General features: G+C 36.1%; 18 protein-coding genes and 2 tRNA genes. 3 read left to right on the forward strand and 17 right to left on the reverse strand.

The annotated features are described in order from the left end of the window. Window positions 1-84: 84 nt before the first annotated feature. The 10 genes from yihA to rph form a co-directional block, all read right to left on the reverse strand. The gene (yihA, locus tag ACFQ3N_RS14245; protein WP_390363205.1) at window positions 85-666 is read right to left on the reverse strand and encodes a ribosome biogenesis GTP-binding protein YihA/YsxC; all 582 of its coding nucleotides are present in this window, start codon (window positions 664-666) and stop codon (window positions 85-87) included. Next, a complete protein-coding gene (gene lon, locus ACFQ3N_RS14250) occupies window positions 653-2,983 on the reverse strand; it encodes an endopeptidase La (protein ID WP_390363206.1) in 2,331 nt (776 codons plus the stop codon). The genes yihA and lon overlap by 14 nt, the downstream gene beginning before the upstream one ends. A 261-nt stretch (window positions 2,984-3,244) precedes the next feature. Further along, window positions 3,245-4,522: an ATP-dependent protease ATP-binding subunit ClpX gene (gene clpX / locus ACFQ3N_RS14255; RefSeq protein WP_390363207.1), complete on the reverse strand. Its 1,278-nt coding sequence runs from the start codon at window positions 4,520-4,522 to the stop codon at window positions 3,245-3,247. Between the two features lie 364 nt (window positions 4,523-4,886). After that, complete coding sequence (gene tig / locus ACFQ3N_RS14260) at window positions 4,887-6,173, reverse strand: trigger factor (RefSeq protein WP_390363208.1); 1,287 nt, start codon at window positions 6,171-6,173, stop codon at window positions 4,887-4,889. 135 nt (window positions 6,174-6,308) lie between these two features. Next, window positions 6,309-7,289: a DUF3196 family protein gene (locus tag ACFQ3N_RS14265; RefSeq protein ID WP_390363209.1), complete on the reverse strand. Its 981-nt coding sequence runs from the start codon at window positions 7,287-7,289 to the stop codon at window positions 6,309-6,311. 331 nt (window positions 7,290-7,620) lie between these two features. Next, window positions 7,621-7,694, reverse strand: a tRNA-Arg gene (locus ACFQ3N_RS14270). 1 nt (window position 7,695) lies between these two features. After that, window positions 7,696-7,769 (reverse strand) — tRNA-Gly (locus tag ACFQ3N_RS14275). A gap of 249 nt (window positions 7,770-8,018) precedes the next feature. Then, complete coding sequence (locus ACFQ3N_RS14280) at window positions 8,019-8,531, reverse strand: metallophosphoesterase family protein (protein WP_390363210.1); 513 nt, start codon at window positions 8,529-8,531, stop codon at window positions 8,019-8,021. A 13-nt stretch (window positions 8,532-8,544) separates the two neighbouring features. Beyond that, window positions 8,545-9,144 (reverse strand): XTP/dITP diphosphatase, encoded by a 600-nt coding sequence (locus tag ACFQ3N_RS14285; RefSeq protein ID WP_390363211.1) that lies wholly within the window; start codon window positions 9,142-9,144, stop codon window positions 8,545-8,547. Between the two features lie 12 nt (window positions 9,145-9,156). After that, the gene (rph, locus tag ACFQ3N_RS14290; protein WP_390363212.1) at window positions 9,157-9,915 is read right to left on the reverse strand and encodes a ribonuclease PH; all 759 of its coding nucleotides are present in this window, start codon (window positions 9,913-9,915) and stop codon (window positions 9,157-9,159) included. Window positions 9,916-10,312: 397 nt separating this feature from the next. On the opposite strand from rph, the gene ACFQ3N_RS14295 reads away from it, so the two are divergent. Beyond that, window positions 10,313-11,428 (forward strand): IS110 family transposase, encoded by a 1,116-nt coding sequence (locus ACFQ3N_RS14295; protein WP_390363213.1) that lies wholly within the window; start codon window positions 10,313-10,315, stop codon window positions 11,426-11,428. Window positions 11,429-12,192: 764 nt separating this feature from the next. Here ACFQ3N_RS14295 and ACFQ3N_RS14300 read toward each other — a convergent pair. The 3 genes from ACFQ3N_RS14300 to ACFQ3N_RS14310 form a co-directional block, all read right to left on the reverse strand. Next, on the reverse strand, window positions 12,193-13,260 hold the full coding sequence (locus ACFQ3N_RS14300; RefSeq protein ID WP_390363214.1) for a GerMN domain-containing protein: 1,068 nt from the start codon (window positions 13,258-13,260) through the stop codon (window positions 12,193-12,195). 121 nt (window positions 13,261-13,381) lie between these two features. Further along, window positions 13,382-14,197 carry a glutamate racemase gene (gene racE / locus ACFQ3N_RS14305; RefSeq protein WP_390363254.1) on the reverse strand — a complete coding sequence of 272 codons (816 nt, stop codon included), beginning with the start codon at window positions 14,195-14,197 and terminating at the stop codon, window positions 13,382-13,384. Between the two features lie 22 nt (window positions 14,198-14,219). Then, window positions 14,220-14,708, reverse strand: a complete 489-nt coding sequence (locus tag ACFQ3N_RS14310; RefSeq protein ID WP_390363215.1) for a MarR family winged helix-turn-helix transcriptional regulator — start codon at window positions 14,706-14,708, stop codon at window positions 14,220-14,222. Window positions 14,709-15,018: 310 nt separating this feature from the next. On the opposite strand from ACFQ3N_RS14310, the gene ACFQ3N_RS14315 reads away from it, so the two are divergent. Continuing rightward, window positions 15,019-15,243 carry a helix-turn-helix domain-containing protein gene (locus ACFQ3N_RS14315; RefSeq protein ID WP_010651078.1) on the forward strand — a complete coding sequence of 75 codons (225 nt, stop codon included), beginning with the start codon at window positions 15,019-15,021 and terminating at the stop codon, window positions 15,241-15,243. Between the two features lie 16 nt (window positions 15,244-15,259). Here ACFQ3N_RS14315 and ACFQ3N_RS14320 read toward each other — a convergent pair whose 3' ends face one another. From ACFQ3N_RS14320 to ACFQ3N_RS14335, 4 genes are all read right to left on the reverse strand, one after another. Continuing rightward, a complete protein-coding gene (locus tag ACFQ3N_RS14320; protein ID WP_390363216.1) occupies window positions 15,260-15,748 on the reverse strand; it encodes an acyl-CoA thioesterase in 489 nt (162 codons plus the stop codon). Window positions 15,749-15,829: 81 nt separating this feature from the next. Then, the gene (sdhB, locus tag ACFQ3N_RS14325; RefSeq protein ID WP_390363217.1) at window positions 15,830-16,594 is read right to left on the reverse strand and encodes a succinate dehydrogenase iron-sulfur subunit; all 765 of its coding nucleotides are present in this window, start codon (window positions 16,592-16,594) and stop codon (window positions 15,830-15,832) included. Window positions 16,595-16,596: 2 nt separating this feature from the next. Further along, on the reverse strand, window positions 16,597-18,360 hold the full coding sequence (sdhA, locus tag ACFQ3N_RS14330; protein ID WP_390363218.1) for a succinate dehydrogenase flavoprotein subunit: 1,764 nt from the start codon (window positions 18,358-18,360) through the stop codon (window positions 16,597-16,599). Between the two features lie 27 nt (window positions 18,361-18,387). Beyond that, a complete protein-coding gene (locus ACFQ3N_RS14335; RefSeq protein ID WP_390363219.1) occupies window positions 18,388-19,008 on the reverse strand; it encodes a succinate dehydrogenase cytochrome b558 subunit in 621 nt (206 codons plus the stop codon). 745 nt (window positions 19,009-19,753) lie between these two features. Here ACFQ3N_RS14335 and ACFQ3N_RS14340 point away from each other — a divergent pair. Further along, entirely contained in the window at window positions 19,754-20,191 is a 438-nt protein-coding gene (locus ACFQ3N_RS14340) for a DUF2507 domain-containing protein (RefSeq protein WP_390363220.1), read from the forward strand. Window positions 20,192-20,208 lie beyond the last annotated feature (17 nt).

A 20,208-nucleotide genomic window follows, 5' to 3' on the forward strand; every position in this document is an offset into this window, starting at 1 on the left:
GGAAAGTATTGCTATTCTATTAGAATAGCTCAATAAGAAAGATATAGTTTCTCTTTCTTATTGAGCTACCTTCAAGGAATAATATTATAAAAACCTTTTTATAATTCCCCAAGATTCTTCTTTTCCTTCTCCAGTTTCAGATGAGAAAGGAATAACGAAATCATCTGGGGCAACATCCAATGTCTGTTTGGTTCGTTTGATGTGTTTATCTCGTTTACCTTTTGGTATTTTATCTAGTTTTGTTGCTACAACAATAATAGGAAGATCAAAATGTTTTAGAAAAGTATACATCTGAACATCATCTTTTGTTGGTTCATGACGGATATCAGTTATTAATACGACGGCGCGTAAAGTTTCTCTTGTCTGAAAATACTCCTCCATCATGACGCCCCACTTTTCACGTTCCTTTTTAGATACTTTTGCATATCCATACCCAGGAACATCTACAAAGTAAAAAGCTTCGTTTAATTTATAAAAGTTTAACGTTTGCGTTTTACCAGGCTTTGATGAAGTCCTTGCCAAATTCTTACGATGGATCAATTTATTAATAAATGATGACTTACCGACGTTTGAACGACCAGCTAACGCAATTTCAGGAAGCTGGTCATTTGGATATTGTTTTTTACTTACTGCACTAATTACAATTTCTGCATTAGTTACTTTCATATTTTTCCTCCACTAGTGCATGTTCTAATACTTGGTCCAAGTGATTTACCTTTATGAAAGTTAAGTCACCACGTACACTTTTAGGTATATCTTCAATATCTTTAGCATTTTCTTCTGGGATAATAATCGTTGTTATGCCAGCTCGATGAGCACTTAAAGATTTTTCCTTCAAACCTCCTATAGGTAGTACTCGGCCACGTAATGTTATTTCTCCTGTCATACCCACTTCTTTCTTAACGGCTCTTCCACTTAATGCTGAAACAAGAGCAGTTGCCATAGTAATACCAGCTGAAGGACCATCTTTTGGTGTAGCCCCTTCTGGCACATGAATATGAATATCATACGTCTCATGAAAGTCAGGACTAATATTTAATTCTTCTGCACGCGAGCGGATATAACTGAAAGCAGCTTGTGCAGACTCCTTCATCACATCTCCTAATTTCCCAGTAAGTGTCAGCTTTCCTTTACCCGGATAATGAGAAACCTCAATAGATAATGTATCTCCACCTGCAGCAGTATATGCTAAACCTGTTGCAGTACCTACCTGGTCCTCTTGTTCCATACGTCCATAACGAAAAAGTGGTTTTCCAAGTAATTCTTCCAGACTTTTTTCTGTAACAATTACTCGTTTCTTTTCCTCTGAAATAATAATCTTTGCAGCTTTTCTACATAACTTAGCAATTTGACGTTCTAATCCTCGTACACCTGCTTCTCTTGTATATGTACGAATTAATTTTAATAACGCTTCATCACGCAACTGAAGATTTCCTTTTTTTAAGCCATTTTCTTTTAACTGTTTAGGTAACAAATGTTCTTTTGCAATATGCAATTTCTCTACTTCTGTATATCCTGCGATGGAAATCAGTTCCATCCTGTCTAAAAGAGGAGCAGGAATATTATTTACATAGTTTGCTGTTGCAACAAAAAGTACATTGGATAAATCATACGTCTCTTCAATAAAGTGATCGCTAAAATTACTATTCTGCTCTGGATCTAAAACTTCGAGCATTGCTGAAGATGGATCCCCTCGAAAGTCATTAGCCATTTTATCTATCTCATCTAACAAAAATACCGGGTTAACTGTCTTTGCTTTTTTCATGCCTTGGATAATGCGACCAGGCATAGCCCCAATATACGTTCTACGATGTCCGCGGATCTCCGCTTCATCACGAACACCACCTAAGGAACTACGTACAAAGTTTCTATTGATAGAACGAGCAATTGACTTAGCTAATGATGTTTTACCTACACCTGGAGGGCCAACAATACAAAGGATTGGACCTTTAATGGATTGTGTTAGCTTTTGTACTGCCAAATATTCTAAGATACGCTCTTTAACCTTTTCTAACCCGTAATGATCTGTATCTAAAATTTTCTGGGCTTTATCGATTTCAATTGTATCTTTTGTCTGTTCAGTCCATGGCAACGCTATTAACCATTCTAGATAATTGCGTATTACTGAGCTCTCAGCTGAGGATTGTGGTACTTTTTCATACCGATCTAATTCCTTGTTTGCCACTTCTACAACACGTTCAGGCATACCAGACTTTTCGATTTTCTCCCTTAGCTGATCAACTTCTCCAGATTTACCATCATTCTCTCCAAGTTCTTTTTGAATCGCTTTTAATTGTTCTCGCAAGTAATATTCTTTCTGTGTTTTCTCCATAGAGGTCTTAACACGTTGACCAATTTTCTTTTCTAAATCGAGAACTTTTTTTTCATTTGAGATTAATTTAATAAGTTTTTGTAAGCGATCTTTACTATTTTCAATTTCAAGTAACTCTTGCTTATCTTTTATTTTTAATGATAGGTGTGACGTGATAATATCTGCTAGTCTTCCTGGTTCATCAATATCAGAAACAGTTGAAAATGTTTCCTGTGTAATCTTTCTTGAGACTTTTATGTATTGTTCAAATAAGTTTAATAACGAACGCATTAAAGCTTCTTCTTCATCCGATTCACCGTGAGTTTCATCAATTTTTTTGACCTCAACAAAAAATTCATCTTCATCTTCAATATACTTAATGATTTCTCCTCGATCTAGTCCCTCAACTAGTACACGGTTTGTTCCATTAGGTAATTTTATCATCTGTTTTACTTTAGCTAATGTCCCAATTCGATATATATCATCTTTTTTTGGTTCGTTTAAGCTGACTTTTTTTTGTGCAGCCAAAAAAACAATTTGGTCACCCATCATTGCTTTTTCAATTGCTGCAACAGACTTGTCTCTACCTACATCAAGATGAAGCACCATTGATGGAAATACAAGTAATCCTCGTAATGGAAGGAGGGGTAATTGGGTAATATTATTTGTCATGAGTATGTACCTCCATGTTTGTAATCATAGTATCTCTATGTCGCTTTCTTAAAGTTTATAGAAAAATTTTCTATTTGTAAAACTATATCGTTTTCAGTGTTTAGTATTGCCGGTCTTATCAATACTAAACCAACAATATTGCTCGTTCTTTAGCATATCCATAAAAAGAAAAAGACTGACCTTAACCATTTATAAACACCTACGTCAGTTAATAAAGGAGCTTAAATAGCCAAGTCAGTCATATTCTTTTAATCATAAAGTTTATGCACTTTCTTTTGGAAGCTTTTCATTATCTTCTTTTACGGTACCATCTCTGAAAACGAGCTTAGGACTACCGTTTTCCTGAACAACGGTATCCTTTGTAATAATACATTTTTCAATATCATCACGAGAAGGTAAATCAAACATTATGTCTAACATGATACTCTCAATAATGGAACGCAAACCACGAGCTCCCGTTTTCCGTTCAATAGCATCTTTTGCAATTGCTGCAAGTGCCTCTTCTTCAAATTCTAATTCAACATCATCAATGCTGAATAGCTTTACATATTGTTTTACTAATGCATTTTTTGGTTTGGTTAGAATTTCAACTAACGCTTCTGTATCTAAAGGTTCCAAAGCACCAATGACCGGTATTCTTCCAATAAACTCTGGAATCAGACCATAACGCAACAGATCCTCTGGCAATACTTTTGCTAGTAATTGTCCAGTTTCCAAGTCTTGTTGCTTCTCATTATCTCCAAATCCAATTACTTTACTACCAAGACGTCGTTTTATAATTTGATCAATACCATCGAATGCTCCACCAACAATAAATAAAATATTAGTGGTGTCAATTTGGATAAACTCTTGGTGTGGATGCTTACGCCCACCTTGTGGAGGAACGCTTGCTGTAGTACCTTCAAGAATTTTAAGTAGTGCCTGTTGCACACCTTCACCAGAAACATCACGAGTAATTGATGGGTTCTCAGATTTTCTGGCAACCTTATCAATTTCATCAATATAAATAATTCCTTTTTCAGCTTTCTCCACATCATAATCGGCTGATTGTATGAGTTTTAGTAGAATGTTTTCTACGTCTTCCCCAACATAACCCGCTTCTGTTAATGATGTTGCATCTGCCATAGCAAAAGGAACATTAATAATACGGGCAAGTGTTTGAGCTAACAATGTTTTCCCACTACCAGTAGGACCTAACATTGCAATATTACTTTTTGCAAGCTCTACATCATCAGAGTTCTTTGATGAATTTATTCGTTTATAATGATTGTACACGGCAACAGATAAATTCTTTTTAGCTTTATCCTGGCCAATTACATAATCATCCAGGGTTTCCCGGATTTCCTTTGGCTTAGGAATTTCTTTATATTCCGTTTCTTCCTCTGTACCTAGCTCCTCTTCCACAATTTCTGTACAAAGCTCAATACATTCATCACATATATAAACGCCAGGTCCGGCAACTAGCTTACGTACTTGATCTTGACCTTTTCCACAAAACGAACATTTTAATTGTCCTTTTTCTTCATTAAATTTAAACATTACATTTCACCCCTAAAAGTTTAAATCTACCTCTAAGTCTTCATCATATAAGTTACAAAAAGGATTGACTCCATAGCAATCATATCAGATGAAAATCAGAAAACAAAATAATATACATGTAAATCATTTATTTCTTAATTATGGAGAAATAAATGAAAAAGTCAAATCATAACTATTTATACTATATGTTATTACTATAAATAAAATCGTTAAAATGACAACTTTTTATTTCCTTGGATAATCTGGATTATTCTATGTAATTCCTTAATAGTATGTAGACTTTTTTAAATTATTGTAAAACAAGGTGCGAAGATCGCACCTTGTTTATTAATTCCATTTTTCTATATCTTATTTACTTGCACAATTATACAGTTTTACTTTGCTCAGCTAGGAAGTCAATTGCTTTTCTCATTTTCAGATCGCCTTTAAGCGCATCAGCATTGCCACCAAGCATTTGTTTCAATTGTTCTACTTCCGCTCCATACATAGAAGCCATTTTTTCAAGCTCTGCGTTCACATCTTCTTCCGTAACTTCTAGATCTTCCTTAGCTACGATTGCTTCTAATGTAAGATTAGTTTTCACACGCTTAGTTGCATCTTCACGCATTTGTTCTTTTAATGCACCTTCATCTTGTCCTGAGAATTGAGAATACATTTCCATTGTCATTCCTTGAGATTGTAAACGTTGCTCAAATTCTTTAACCATTTGATCCAACTCAGTATCTACCATAGCACCAGGAACTACAACTTCAGCATTTTCAGATGCTTTCTCAATTAATGTTTCTCGTTTTTGATTTTCAGCATCTTGTTTCTTTTGCTCTTCTAGTTCTTCTTTTTTCTTTTTCTTTAATTCATCAAGAGTTTCCACTTCTTCGTCAACATCTTTAGCAAACTCATCATCTAATTCAGGTAGTTCCTTTACTTTGATTTCATGAACTTTTACTTTAAATGTTGCTTTTTTGCCTGCTAGATTTTCAGCATGATAATCTTCAGGGAATGTTACTTCAACTTCTGTGTCTTCACCAAATTCTTTTCCAATCATTTGTTCTTCAAACCCTGGAATAAATTGACCTGAACCGATTTCTAGTGAATGGTTTTCCGCTTTACCACCTTCAAAAGCTTCACCATCAACAAATCCTTCAAAGTCCATTTCAACTGTATCGCCTTCTTCTATTTTTCCATCTTCTTTAACAACTAATTCAGCTTGCTGTTGGCGTTTGTTTTCTAATTCTTGTTCTACTTCTTCATCCGTCACTTCAACGGTTTGCTCTTCTACTTCTAATCCTTTGTATTCGCCAAGTGTAACTTCTGGTTTAACCGTTACTTTAGCAGTGAATACAAGATCCTTACCTTGTTCAATTGTTTCAATATCAACTTCTGGTTGAGCTACTGGCTCAATTCCTGTTTCTTCTACCGCTTTAACATATGCATCTGGTAACACAATATCAACTGCATCTTGATATAATGATTCTACTCCAAAACGGTTTTCAAAGATTTTACGTGGGATTTTCCCTTTACGGAATCCAGGAATTTGAACGTCCTTAGATACTTTCTTGAATGCTTGATCTAATGCAGTATCAAATTCCTCTTTCGTAACTTCGATCGTTAGTACTCCTTCATTGCCTTCTTGCTTTTCCCATTTTGCTGACATGTAATTCCCTCCAAAATCTATAGTTCCATTAATTTTCTCACGTTCATTACTATAAATGTATATAGTGATCAAATTTACAACCATCTCATTATAACATAATTACAAGGCCTTTCAACCATTTGAGTCTATTATATACTACTCATCAATGACAGATAAATACAGTGTCTCACACATTTTAATCTCTTCTACGTACCGTAATATATCTTGTTTAGGTGATTCTTCTTGCTTATGTATGTTTAAGTATTCCTTACCAACACTTTTTAACGCTTCGGCAATCTCTACGGTTTCATCATTAGGTGGCATCATTGGATAGCGTACATAGATGTAGCGGTAAAGTAGTTTTTCTATCATTTGAAATAGAGAAGGATTCTTTTGCTCCATTTCGTTAATTAATAACAACGTCTGTTTCAATGTTCCATGTGACGCAATTCTTGGGGTATCTGTAGGATTGACTGTCAGACACATGTTTAGTTTTTCAATAATAACATCTTCTGATACATTTTTTTCTTGAAGCCATTGAAATATAGTTGTTTTTATAACTGGATGAACAGATTCCTGTTTCAGAAGTTCTTTAATAGCTTTTGTTGGTTCAACTTTTAATTTGCGCATATTTTCAACGGTACGCCACTGTTTACTATGATTATTCTCATGAACAGCTTCTAAAAGTTCATTTATGTATTCTGAGTACTGCTCAGCCTTTAGTTCAAGACTCATATTATTACTCATATCATAAAGCTGTTGGAATTGCTCTTTTATGTCCATGGGTACAGTATCTGCTTCAAATTCATATTCTACTTGTTCCATTAATAATTGATATTGACTTGTTTGGAACAAAATCGTTAAATATATATGTAAATAATGAAAATAGTTTTCGTCTTTAAGTTTTATTAATTCTTCACAAAGGTCTTGTGCATCTTCATAGCGATCCAGTTCCATTAGGCATATTAGCTTTCCGATCATAATTTCATGACTATTAACATCATAGCTAATCAGTTCGTCTAATTTATCTAATGCTTCTAAATACCTTTTTTGTTTTAAAGCCTGTAAACTTTCTTCTTCTAAAATAGCTTTCCATTTCGGAAAAAGAATTATATTATCTTTTTGTTGATTTTCCATGTATTCACTCCTTTCTGATAAATTTTATGGTGAATCATTGGATCTTTTAATAATCCATTCCTATAATCTATATAGATTCCCAAACGCATAAAAAATAAACATATACCTGACTATAGAACGAAAGCGTTAGCACCTTGAAAGACACGACAAGCTTAAGCGGATCGCGAAGTGTGGAAGCCTATACCACACAGAGTCGGACTGCTTATATCTCGAGTGTCTAGGCGCGGAACTGGACGTGGCTGATTATGTAGATAAATATACATGACTTCCCAAGTTATACTTCCTTATAAAAAAGAAACCTATGGATTGTTTATAGGTTTCTCAAGGTTGATGTCCCAGGCAGGATTCGAACCTGCGACCCACAGCTTAGAAGGCTGTTGCTCTATCCTGCTGAGCTACTGGGACATGGAGCGGGTGAAGGGAATCGAACCCTCATCATCAGCTTGGAAGGCTGAGGTTTTACCACTAAACTACACCCGCATGGATTAATCTATAATGTAATGTTCATCAAGTACTGACATCCCCTACACCTTCTAGCATACTCATGATACTTTGTGCTTCGGGGCAATTCGAAGTAAATTCGGTAGGTGTTTAACTTGTTACTACACCCACATTTATATAATGCTGATTTTAACGGACAAGAATCATTATATGCATTCTGAAAAAATTTGTCAATACTTTCTTGAAAAAGTAAGTGAAAACTCTTCGTTAATACTACTAACGAAGAGCCTAGCTTAATGTAGTAGTATAAGAAAGTTCTTTCACCTGTTCACCAGATAACGAAAAAAATGTAATACTAATATTATCCTTAGATTCCCATTCCATCAAAGCGTACGTCTTTTCTGGTCTGTTTCTTGGTAACCTAACACTCCCAGGATTAATAAAGAGCTGATCTGCAACCTTCTGTGCTCCAGCAATGTGTGTATGACCATAACAAATTACCTTAGCACTATTTTCCTCGGCTCGGTAAGATAATTTCATTAAGTTAGATTTTACATCATGGAGATGACCATGCGTTATAAAAATATGTAACCCATCAACTGAATGCACTTGTTCATCTGGATATCTGTCATCAAAATCACAATTACCTCCAACCTTTAAAAATTTGGCCATCTCGGGGGTGTCCATTTCTAATTCTGAATCCCCGCAATGAATCATATGATCTATGTCGTGACGATTTTTAATCTCAAGAATTTCTTCCGTTAATCCATGACTATCACTCATTATTAGCACTTTTGGCATGAAAATCACCTCATTATTTGCGAATATCTTTTACCCATTCTTCTAATTGGTCAATTGCGTTTTTACGATGACTTATTTTGTTTTTTTCGTTAGGCTGCAATTGAGCCATTGTTTGTGAATGACCATTCGGGACAAATATTGGATCATACCCGAAACCATTCTCCCCAATAGGTGATAATGCTATTTTTCCTTCACAATATCCTGCACGGAAGATGGTTTCTTCTTGGGGTTTTGCTATAGCAAGTACACATACAAACCGTGCTGTTCGCTTATCCTTTGAAACTTCTTTTAATTCACTAAGTACCTTTTCTACATTTGCTTCATCACTTTTAGCTTCCCCAGCATATCTAGCTGAAAAAATTCCTGGTCTACCATTTAATGCATCAATTTCTAAACCCGAATCGTCTGCCAATACAGGAATTTGCATCATTTGAGCTATTTGCTCTGCTTTTAATGCAGCGTTTTCCTCAAATGTTGCACCTGTTTCCTCTATATCTTTAATATCCTCGGGTATATCTAGTAAAGATACGGCATTTATACCATAATCACTAAAAAATGCTTTAAATTCTTTTGCTTTTCCAGGATTTTTAGTTGCGATTAAAATCTGTTTCATTATCGTATCCCCTCACTGATTATATGGTACCGTTTCTCCAACACGTTGACCTAACTCTCCTAGTATGTCTTTTTGTATGTCCATAATCTCATTTATACCCTCATTTGCCAAGGTAAGCATTTTCAATAGTTGATTATGTGTAAATGTGGCTTCTTCTCCAGTACCTTGGATTTCTACAAACTCACCCGAGCCTGTCATCACGATGTTCATATCAACAAGTGCTTTGGAATCTTCTTCATAATTTAAGTCCAAAGTCTCATTACCATCAGGTAAAACACCTACAGATGTAGCTGCCAAAAAATCTGTAACAGGCATTTTTTCAATTCTTTTTGATTCCAGTAACTTACCAAAGGCTAGGACCATTGCAATAAACGCACCTGTAATAGAAGCTGTTCTAGTACCCCCATCTGCTTGAATCACATCACAATCTATCCATACGGTTCGTTCCCCTATCCTGTCTAAATCAACAACAGAACGTAATGCTCTTCCAATTAATCGTTGTATTTCCATTGTTCGCCCGCTTACTTTTCCTTTTGATGATTCACGAATGTTACGCTGATCTGTTGCACGAGGAAGCATCGCATATTCTGCAGTTATCCAACCTTTCCCTTTGCCACGCATAAATGGAGGAACTCTATCTTCAATACTTGCATTACATATTACCTTTGTGTCTCCTACTTGGATAAGCACAGAACCTTCTGGATGTTTCACAAAATCAGGTACAACAGTAATTGATCGTAAACTATTTAGGCTTCTTTTATCTTTTCTCATATAAAACTCCTCCTCATTTTCAACGTTTATCGTAACACATTTTGCCAAAAGAAAACTATTGAAATGTTAGTCTTTAATTCAGGCTGTTTTCGTAAAGATTGTTGCTTTTGAGGGAATAGATATAAACTGCGACATAACTTCTTTGTGGATTGTTTTCTCGACATCGAGTGCTATAAAGCCGCTTCGGTAGAATACTTCGCTTTCCGTGGGCACGGCCTCAGCCCTCCTCAGAAGCAAAGAACGCTTCTTCCGGGGTCTTCGGACACGTGCTGTTCCCACAGGAGTTATCATGAACGAAACTAGCCCCTTTATCGTAAAAACGTAGATTAATTTGGTAATACTGAATTACTAAGTAAGAAAACCAAATCAGAGCTATAATACGAAAGGAGCTAGTAATATGAATGATATCACAAAATACGTAGGTTTAGACGTATCAAAAGAAAAAATTGCAGTAGCAGTTGCAGAGGAGGGTCGTTCAAAACCGAGATATGTTGGCATGATTAACTATACGGTAGAGGCGATTAGAAAACTAATAAAAAAATTAGGAGAACCGGAACAGCTTCGGTTTTGTTATGAAGCTGGGCCAACAGGATACGGACTCTATCGACTTCTTAAGAATATGGATATTGAATGTGAAGTGATAGCACCGTCGTTAATACCTCAGAAACCTGGGGATCGCGTAAAGACCGACAGACGTGATGCCATTAATCTCGCAACACTTTATCGTGCTGGAGAATTAACACCTATCTATGTACCAACAGAAGATGATGAAGCATTACGCGATTTAGTTCGAGCACGCGAGGACGTAAAGGAAGATGAATTAAGAGCGAAACATAGACTAACAAAGTTTCTTTTAAGAAGTGAAATAAGACCCCCTATGGGTACCAAAAAATGGACAGTGAAATATTGGGATTGGTTAGACAAATTGACATTTGAGCGGTCTGCATCCCGTGTGGCTTTCCAAGAATATTTACAACAACTAAAAGAATTTCAGCAACGATTAAAACTATTAGAAAAGGAAATCGAGGAACAATCCAAAGAAGGAGTCCACGCGCCAATGATCCAAACCCTTATGGCATTACGTGGAGTGGCAGTTATTACAGCTACTAGTTTGGTTGCAGAAATTGGATCATTCAAGCGATTTCAGAACCCAAAACAATTTATGTCATACACCGGACTAGTACCAAGTGAAAGTTCCAGTGGTTTATCACGGAAATTAGGTAACATAACTAAAACCGGGAATCGACATGTGCGAAGATTGTTGATAGAGGCCGCGTGGAGTTATAGGTATCAGCCAGCAGTCAAAGGAGAGTTGAAAAAAAGACAAAAAGGACAACCAACCAATATCTTAGCAATTTCGTGGGAGGCCCAAACTCGCTTGCATAAAAAATATTTTCGTCTATTAGGACGTGGAAAAGAGAGCGGAAAAGCTATTACCGCAACTGCGAGAGAATTGGCAGGTTTCATTTGGGCAATTTCCAATGAATCTAATTGTGAGGCTAAGACGAATTAAGTCAGGTTTCTTATAGGTTAAAAGAGTAAGAAAGTTATGTGAAAAGGGAATGAATATAGGGCTCGGAGGCAAAGGTAAAACCGTAGAGGAGAACGCACGACGTAGACTTGTGCTAGCCATAAAATTGGTGAACGCACGCAAGGAGTTCGTGTAAGATCCTTAGACGGAGAGATAAAATGTGAGAACCCACGGATATCAGTATGCTTATCGGAGTAGAGAATTTTTGCCTTCGTGCCGTGTATTTATCTTCTTTATAAAATAAAGGAAGGGGATAATCATTATTCTTAGCTTTTTTTAGGATCTCAGTCTTCTGATTGACAGTCAAGGAAAGCACTTGACAATCAATCAGAAGACTGAGAAAGAGTTAGCAAGCTAAGAAGAAGGATATATTGTAGCAGGATACTGCTTACAAATATAAATTAAAAAAAGAGTGAAAAGACTCTTTAATTAAGGTTGCGCAAAAAACCTATTCTTAATAATGTGTGAGGGGGAACTTGACAGTTTCGTTCATATCAGTCTACGTATTCTACCTACGCTAATCATGGCTCACTGGAAGGATCAAAGCGAAGTGTATTTCCAGAGCGAGTAAAAGCACTCCCCAATCATCTCAAGTTAAGTCGCAGTTTACATTAACTATGATAATAAAAAAGCATCCATGCGTATAAAAACAGTCTTTATAAATTTTACGAAACAAAAAGAGGCCGTTCTATTCAGCCTCACTTTATCGTACTCATAATGATGAAATATATTCATTAAAAAATAGCTTATAGTTTATCCATCGGAGTAAATGAATTTTTTGTCACAGGCTCATTATAAACTTCTCCATTTTCATTAAATAGTTGTTCTACATCTTCTACTTTGACTTGCACCGCTTCAACAGCCTGTTGTTCTGTTAATGTTAAGACTAGTGTTTCCATAACCTCATCTGAGATTGTTCCTTTTTCCATATCTTGCAGTATTTCTTGACTGAATACCAGTTCCATTACACCACCGTTTAAAGTTGGATCATTTGCAAGAGAAACTTCTGTGTTAAAGACATGGGTTGCATTAACCTGGTAACCTGGTCCTTTTAAGAGAGCTTGCACAATTGAACTGTATAGATCATTATTGTCTACTTCAAGATACTGTGTTACTGGAACAAAATACTGATTCTCGTTATACTCTGTTGGGTAGTACAATGTAACAGCTTTGCTATCTAATAAGTCAACCGTATCTGTCTCCACCAGATTAATTCCATTAGCTCTTGAATAGCCATCAGCAATAGGTGTTCCATTTACAGGCATTTCCTCTTGGGGTTGGCCATTAATTCTCAATTGAACCCTATCAACACTGTCAAACTGCGTTAATGTATAGGTCATTGATTGAAGTACTTTTAACTCATCCTTTGCTTCGTAGTTTTCAAATTCACTAGAAACATCAACAATCACTACTCCATCTTCTTGTAAGCTCAATCCCAACACTTCTGTCCCAGCTGGCAATATTGCTTGAAATCCATTAGGTAACAGTTGCGTTACTGGTCCGTCCTTTACAAGATACTGTAAAGCTTGTTCGGCTACTTCTTTAGAATCCATACTTGGTAGTTCCAACGTTTGTGGGGCCACCATTCCATTCGCATCAACCAAAAATAATTGTCTTGCTACCGTTTCTGATTCCATGTTCTCTTCATCAGCCTCTGTATCACTTTCATTCGTTGCATCTTCCTGATTATTTACTGCCTCCGCGTCCTGAGGTGGATCCAACTCCTCAACTGATTGTTCCCCTTGAAAACAACCTGCTAAAATGACGGAAAGACTCATTAATAACGATAAATATACTATACCGCGTTTCTGCATGCTAATCCCTCCTACGATGGTTTGTACTATTATATATACGAGCCCATTGTAAATTTAGACCAATCTATCCTAGAAAAGTAGTAAATAAAAAATCAGGACTCTCATTTTGAGAATCCTGATTTCAGCAAATAATTGCTTTTTCAATCGTAGCCGTTTGTAAGTTTTCAATCGTTTTTTCGAAAATACTCTCCGCAATTTCAGTAAATATATCCAATTCACCAGTTGTATAAAATCGATGCTCAGGAGTATGAGACCGTTTATTCAATAGCTGGTGAACATCAAGGATAGTACTAGTTTCTCGTGCTGTTTCTTCACTTGAAGATATAATAGTTACATGTGAACCGATAAACGCTTGTATGGTATCCTTTAATAGAGGATAGTGTGTGCATCCAAGAATTAATGTATCTATGTGATTGTTTTGCTTCATTGACAATAATGATTCTTCAACTACTTGTTCTGCTTGTTCTCCAGTTACAATGCCTTGCTCAACCATCGGAACGAACATGGGACATGCTAATGAATTAACGTGTATCCGAGAATTAATACTTTTTAGTGCTTCTGTATAGGCATTGCTTCGAATTGTTCCTTCTGTACCAATTACACCTATATGATTATTACTCGTAAATTTTATGGCCGCCCTAGACCCCGGTTGAATAACTCCTATAACAGGAATATTCAATTTTTGTTTAAGCTCTGATAATGTGAAAGCTGTGGCGGTATTACAGGCAACCACTAATATCTTTATTTGTTTTTTCAACAGGAAATCAACCATTTCCCAAGTAAACTTTTTAACTTCTTCTTTTGATCTAGGGCCATAAGGGCACCTGAGTGTATCACCTAAATAAATAAGTTTTTCATTTGGCAATTGGCGCATAAGTTCATTCGCAACTGTCAACCCCCCTACCCCCGAGTCGATAACACCTATTGCTTGGTTCAAAAACATCGCCTCTTCTATGCTGTTATTTTTCATTGATGTTTTTCATCTGCTCATATAAAAATTCTAGTAATTCATTTAAAGTTCCTGTCTGTTCTCCGGAAAATTGCTCTAATACTTCACCTAAATATTCTTGTCGTTTGATGATTACTTCTTTAATCACTGATCTTCCTTTATCTAACACGTGTATTCGAACAACTCGGCGGTCGTTTAAATCACGCACTCTTTTAACGAGTTTATTTTTTTCCATTCGGTCGACAAGATCTGTAGTCGTACTAAAAGCTAGACCATTTTTATTGGATAATTCTCCAATTGTTAGGTCGCCTTCTTCTGTCAACCATTGTAAAGCAATGAATTGTGGTGAAGTTATAGGATAATTATTTAAAATTTTTCTCCCATTTTGTTTAATAGCACCAGAAATATAACGTAGTCGTTTCTCTATTTCAGCTATTGCTTCTGTGGATACATCTTCTTTCAAACAGGTAACCTCCCAATATTCCCTATATTTAAGCATATTTTAACATACTTTTAGAAATACAGTATTTAGTAATGTCTTTGTAGTATATTTTACTATCCTATTCAATTCCTTTATATTTGTTTTTTCAATATGTTGGTATTCATTATATTTCCATATATCTATTATAACAAAAACAGTTCCATTCAATGTGCAAAAATGCCTCTACAAATAACAGTCATATTATTGCTGAATTAATCAGCTATCCCTTATATTTGTGCGCACCGTTTACACTTAGCTTCATAAACTATATTGACTAAATAATTTCCCTTCATTATGCAGTTCTATGACAGCAAGGAGGGGTTAACATTTGAAGGACAACGAGTACAAACCGAAGCAATTATTAACAAAACGTGAAAAAGAGGTATTCGAACTCTTAGTACAAGACAAAACAACAAAGGAAATTGCCCAGGAATTGTTTATATCTGAAAAAACTGTCCGTAACCACATTTCAAATGCTATGCAAAAATTAGGAGTCAAGGGGCGATCACAAGCTGTAGTAGAGCTCCTTCGCATGGGGGAACTAAAGCTCTAAAAAAAAACCGGCTTTCTTATTGAAAGTCGGTTTTTGGCTTCTCGTCTTTTGATGAAATTATTTTTTTAAGAAGCTTTTCTTTCATAGAATCACTTAGCGGAACTGGTTTACCTATTTCAGGATGAATATAAACTAATCTACCGCGTCCTGTTAAACATACATCACCTTTTTCGTCCATCGCCATGTAATGTACATCAAACGACGTGTTACCTATATGATTTACTTTTACGTACAGCTTAATATGATCATTAAAAAATAGTTGTTTATGATAATCACATTGCAAATCTGCAACAATCGGTATTCCTTCATCATTTTGTTCATTTCCGAATAACCCTATTGATTTTAGAAACTCAATTCGGGCTTCTTCAAAATAAATAAAAGGTGAGACATTATTTACATGACCAAACATGTCTGTCTCTGAAAACCGAATTTTTATTGGAACGTAAAACGAAAATTCAGATCTCCATGTTTCAATATCTTCAACATATGTAACTGATTTCAACATAATCCTCCATTCCTTGCTTAGAAAAAGAAATGACCCTTACCATATGTCTGGTAAGGGTCATGGTATTTTTACAACATATAATTAGTGCGCATTATCGCTACCAAAGAAATTTTTAAATGATTGAATGTTTGTTGCACGGTTCATAGCTGCAATAGAAGTAGTTAAAGGAATCCCTTTAGGGCAAACCTGAACACAGTTTTGTGCATTACCGCATCCAACCAGACCGCCTTCTTCCATTAGTCCTTCTAAACGTTCACTGGCATTCATTTCTCCTGTTGGATGTGCGTTGAACAAACGTGCTTGTGAAACGGCAGCAGGTCCAATAAAATCTGATTTATCATTCACATTAGGACAGGCTTCCAAGCATACTCCACATGTCATACACTTTGATAGTTCATATGCCCATTGACGTTTCTTCTCAGGCATACGTGGACCTGGGCCTAAATCATGTGTACCATCAATTGGTATCCATGCTTTAACCTGTTTCAACGCATCAAACATACGTTCACGATCTACAATTAAATCACGAACTACTGGGAAAGTACTCATTGGTTCTAGGCGGATTGGCTGTTCTAGTTTATCAACTAAAGCAGCACACGATTGTCTCGCTGTGCCGTTTATAACCATTGAACATGCTCCACAAACTTCCTCTAAACAGTTCATATCCCAATAAATTGGAGTAGTTTTTTCCCCATTTGCATTTACAGGGTTTTGACGAATTTCCATCAACCCGGAAATAACATTCATATTGGTACGATACGGAACATTGAAAGTTTCTTCATAAGGAGCAGATTCTGGACTGTCTTGTCGAGTTATAATAAACGTAACTGTTTTTTCTTCAGCCATACTTACTTACCCCCTTCACTTTTTTTAGTATAGTCACGTAATCTTGGTGGAATTAGTGATGTATCTACATCCTCATAAGTTAAAGTAGGTGAATTCGTTTCACGATCAAAGGTAGCAATCGTTGTCTTTAACCATTCCTCATCATTACGATCCGGAAATTCAGGTTTATAGTGAGCTCCACGACTTTCATTACGATTGTAAGCTCCATTGGTGATCACACGTGCTAGATGAATCATGTTTCTAAGTTGTCTCGTAAACATGACACCTTGGTTACTCCAACGCGAAGTGTCGTTAATATTAATGTTTTCCCAACGATCCAATAGTTCTTTAAGTTTTTCGTCGGTTTTTAATAGTTTTTCATTATCACGAACAACTGTTACGTTATCTGTCATCCATTCACCCAACTCTTTATGGATTTGGTAAGCATTTTCGCTACCTTCCATTTTCATAAGAGCTTCAAACTTTTCTTGCTCTTCTTTCTCACGACTACTGAATAATTCTGGTGATAAATCATCAATATGCTTTTCCAAACCTTTTGTATATTTAATCGCATTAGGTCCGGCTACCATTCCGCCATAAATAGCTGACAATAGTGAATTTGCTCCTAAACGATTTCCGCCATGTTGTGAATAATCACATTCACCTGCAGCAAAAATACCAGGGATATTGGTCATTTGATCATCATCAACCCATAATCCACCCATTGAATAGTGCACAGCTGGGAAAATTTTCATTGGAACTTTTCGTGGGTCTTCCCCAACAAATTTTTCGTAAATCTCAATGATACCACCTAGCTTAACATCCAACTCTTTAGGGTCTTTGTGTGATAAATCAAGGTAAACCATATTCTCACCATTAATACCAAGCTTCTGGTTCACGCAAACGTCAAATATTTCCCGTGTAGCTATATCACGTGGTACTAAGTTACCATATGCTGGATATTTCTCTTCTAAGAAATACCATGGTTCACCATCTTTATATGTCCATACACGACCACCTTCACCACGAGCCGACTCACTCATTAAGCGAAGTTTATCGTCACCAGGAATTGCTGTTGGATGTATTTGGATAAATTCACCATTTGCATACTTAGCACCCTGTTGATACAAGATACTCGCAGCAGAACCAGTGTTAATAATGGAATTAGTTGATTTACCAAAAATAATCCCAGGTCCACCTGTAGCCAATATAGTTGCATCAGATGGGAATGATTTAATTTCATGTGTTGTAATATCCTGAGCTACAATCCCTCTACCTACGCCTTCTTCATCAATAATTGCTCCGACGAATTCCCAGCTTTCATATTTCGTAACTAATCCTTCAACTTCATAACGACGAACCTGCTCATCTAATGCATATAATAATTGTTGTCCTGTAGTTGCCCCTGCATATGCTGTGCGGTGATGTTGAGTACCACCAAAACGACGAAAATCAAGCAATCCTTCTGGTGTGCGGTTAAACATAACTCCCATACGATCCAACATATGTATAATACTTGGTGCTGCGTCAGTCATTGCTTTAACAGGTTTCTGGTTTGCTAAAAAGTCTCCACCATAAACTGTATCATCAAAGTGAATATCTGGGGAATCCCCTTCACCTTTTGTATTTACCGCACCATTGATACCACCTTGGGCACATACAGAGTGAGAGCGTTTTACAGGCACGATAGAAAACAGGTCTACACTAACCCCTGCTTCTGCAGCTTTTATTGTTGCCATAAGACCAGCTAGTCCTCCGCCAACAACAGCAATTTTTCGATTACTCATACTAATGCTCACTCCTTTTACTTTATATTAAACTCCATACGCGAATGTAATTAATGCTCTTACACCTATATAGCTAATAGCTAAGAACGTAATTAAAGAAACATATGTTACAATCTTTTGTGATCTTGGTGATTGCGCAAAGCCCCAAGAAACTAAAAAGCTCCATAATCCGTTTGCAAAATGGAATGTAGTTGAAAGTACACCCAAAATGTAGAACCAAAACATGAAAGGATTTGATAAAATATTTTCCATTAAGCTATAATCTAAATCTACATTACCCATTCCAATTTGGACACGTGTTTCCCATACATGCCAAGCTATGAAAATCAACGTAACTACTCCTGTTACTCGTTGTATGTAAAACATCCAATTACGAAAATAACCATAACGTTTCATATTATTTTTTGTAACAAAAACAATATAAACCCCTAAGATTGCATGAAATAAAATGGGTAGGAAAATAATAAATGTTTCCAATACAAGCCTAAATGGTAGGTCATGCATAAATCCTGCCGCTTTGTTAAAGCTCTCTTCACCGTACACAGCAAAATGATTCACCACTAAGTGTTGAATCAAGAAAATACCAATTGGAATTACTCCCAATAGTGAATGTAGTCTACGGTAAAAATATTCACGATGTTCAGTCATGTGTTACCCCCCTTAATAATTATGTACTATTCATTCTAGTTGGCACAAAACTCTACACTATAATAGCATATCCTTACTTTATGTTAGTTATTGCTGAAAAATGTACGATTTGTGACATGTTTATTGTACTTCTAACTACAAAAAGCGTCAAGAAAACGGAATAGCTATTTTTTTATTTCGTGATTTTTCGCATCTTTTCTTATGACTGTTTTTGCACGCATAGTTGCTTTTTTATCTTCATAGTTGATATATATAATGCGACGTAACTTATTCGTGAATTTGCTTTCTCGACACCGAGTGCTATACACCGCTTCGGCAGAACACTTCGCTGATCATGGCGTTCTAATCATAGTAGGGAAAAAACACTTGGAATCTTGTTACATGACCTTTTTTTCTTGTACAGAAAGCTATTCTAAGCTGCGAAAAAGTGCGACACTCCTGGGGATCATATCAGCATGAAGAAGCTCACCAGCCACCCTAAGATGCGCGAAGTGTATTTCCAGAGCGAGTAACAGCACCATCCATCATCTCAAGTTACGTCGCATTTTATATCTATTCTCTCAAAAGCAACAAATTTTACGAAAACAGCCTTTCTTATTTATCATTATCAGACAGAAAACTCCCTCTTCAAGCACGGAAGTAGTTCAAAGAAGAGTACTTGCACAATTTGCAATTTATATAGATAATAAAACTAGTAATCTCTTAGGACAATATTAGCCTGATTATATAAGAAAGGATGACATCTATGTCAAAAAAACAAGAAAGAACATCCCTTAAACTTCTTGATGAACTCCATACATCTGGTGCTGGTTATGACGTTTTACGTTATATAAGCTTACCTGAATTATTAGGGACTGAATCTACAACACTTTTGTATTTCATGGGGAAAAATCTTGCTAGAAAATTAGATATTAGTGTCGTTGAAGATATTTTTACAGTTTACGAAAAACTGGGTTGGGGTAAATTAGAACTTGTTAAAGATAAACGAAAAGAGATCATTTTCCATTTAATGTCCGATTCGGTTGCTCACCGTTTGAACGCTCCATTTAACACAGAATTCCGTTTTGAAGCAGGTTTTCTTGCAGAAGCTATGCAGCACTTATCTGGTAAACAGTGTGAATGTACAGAAGAAATAAATAATAAAATACTGCAGGTGGAGTTTAGAGTAGTCTATACAGATTAAACAGTCCTATTCCATTA

Origin of the sequence: Virgibacillus byunsanensis, from assembly GCF_042675965.1 — a bacterium.
In the GTDB taxonomy this organism is placed as follows: Bacteria; Bacillota; Bacilli; order Bacillales; family Amphibacillaceae; genus Virgibacillus_R; species Virgibacillus_R byunsanensis.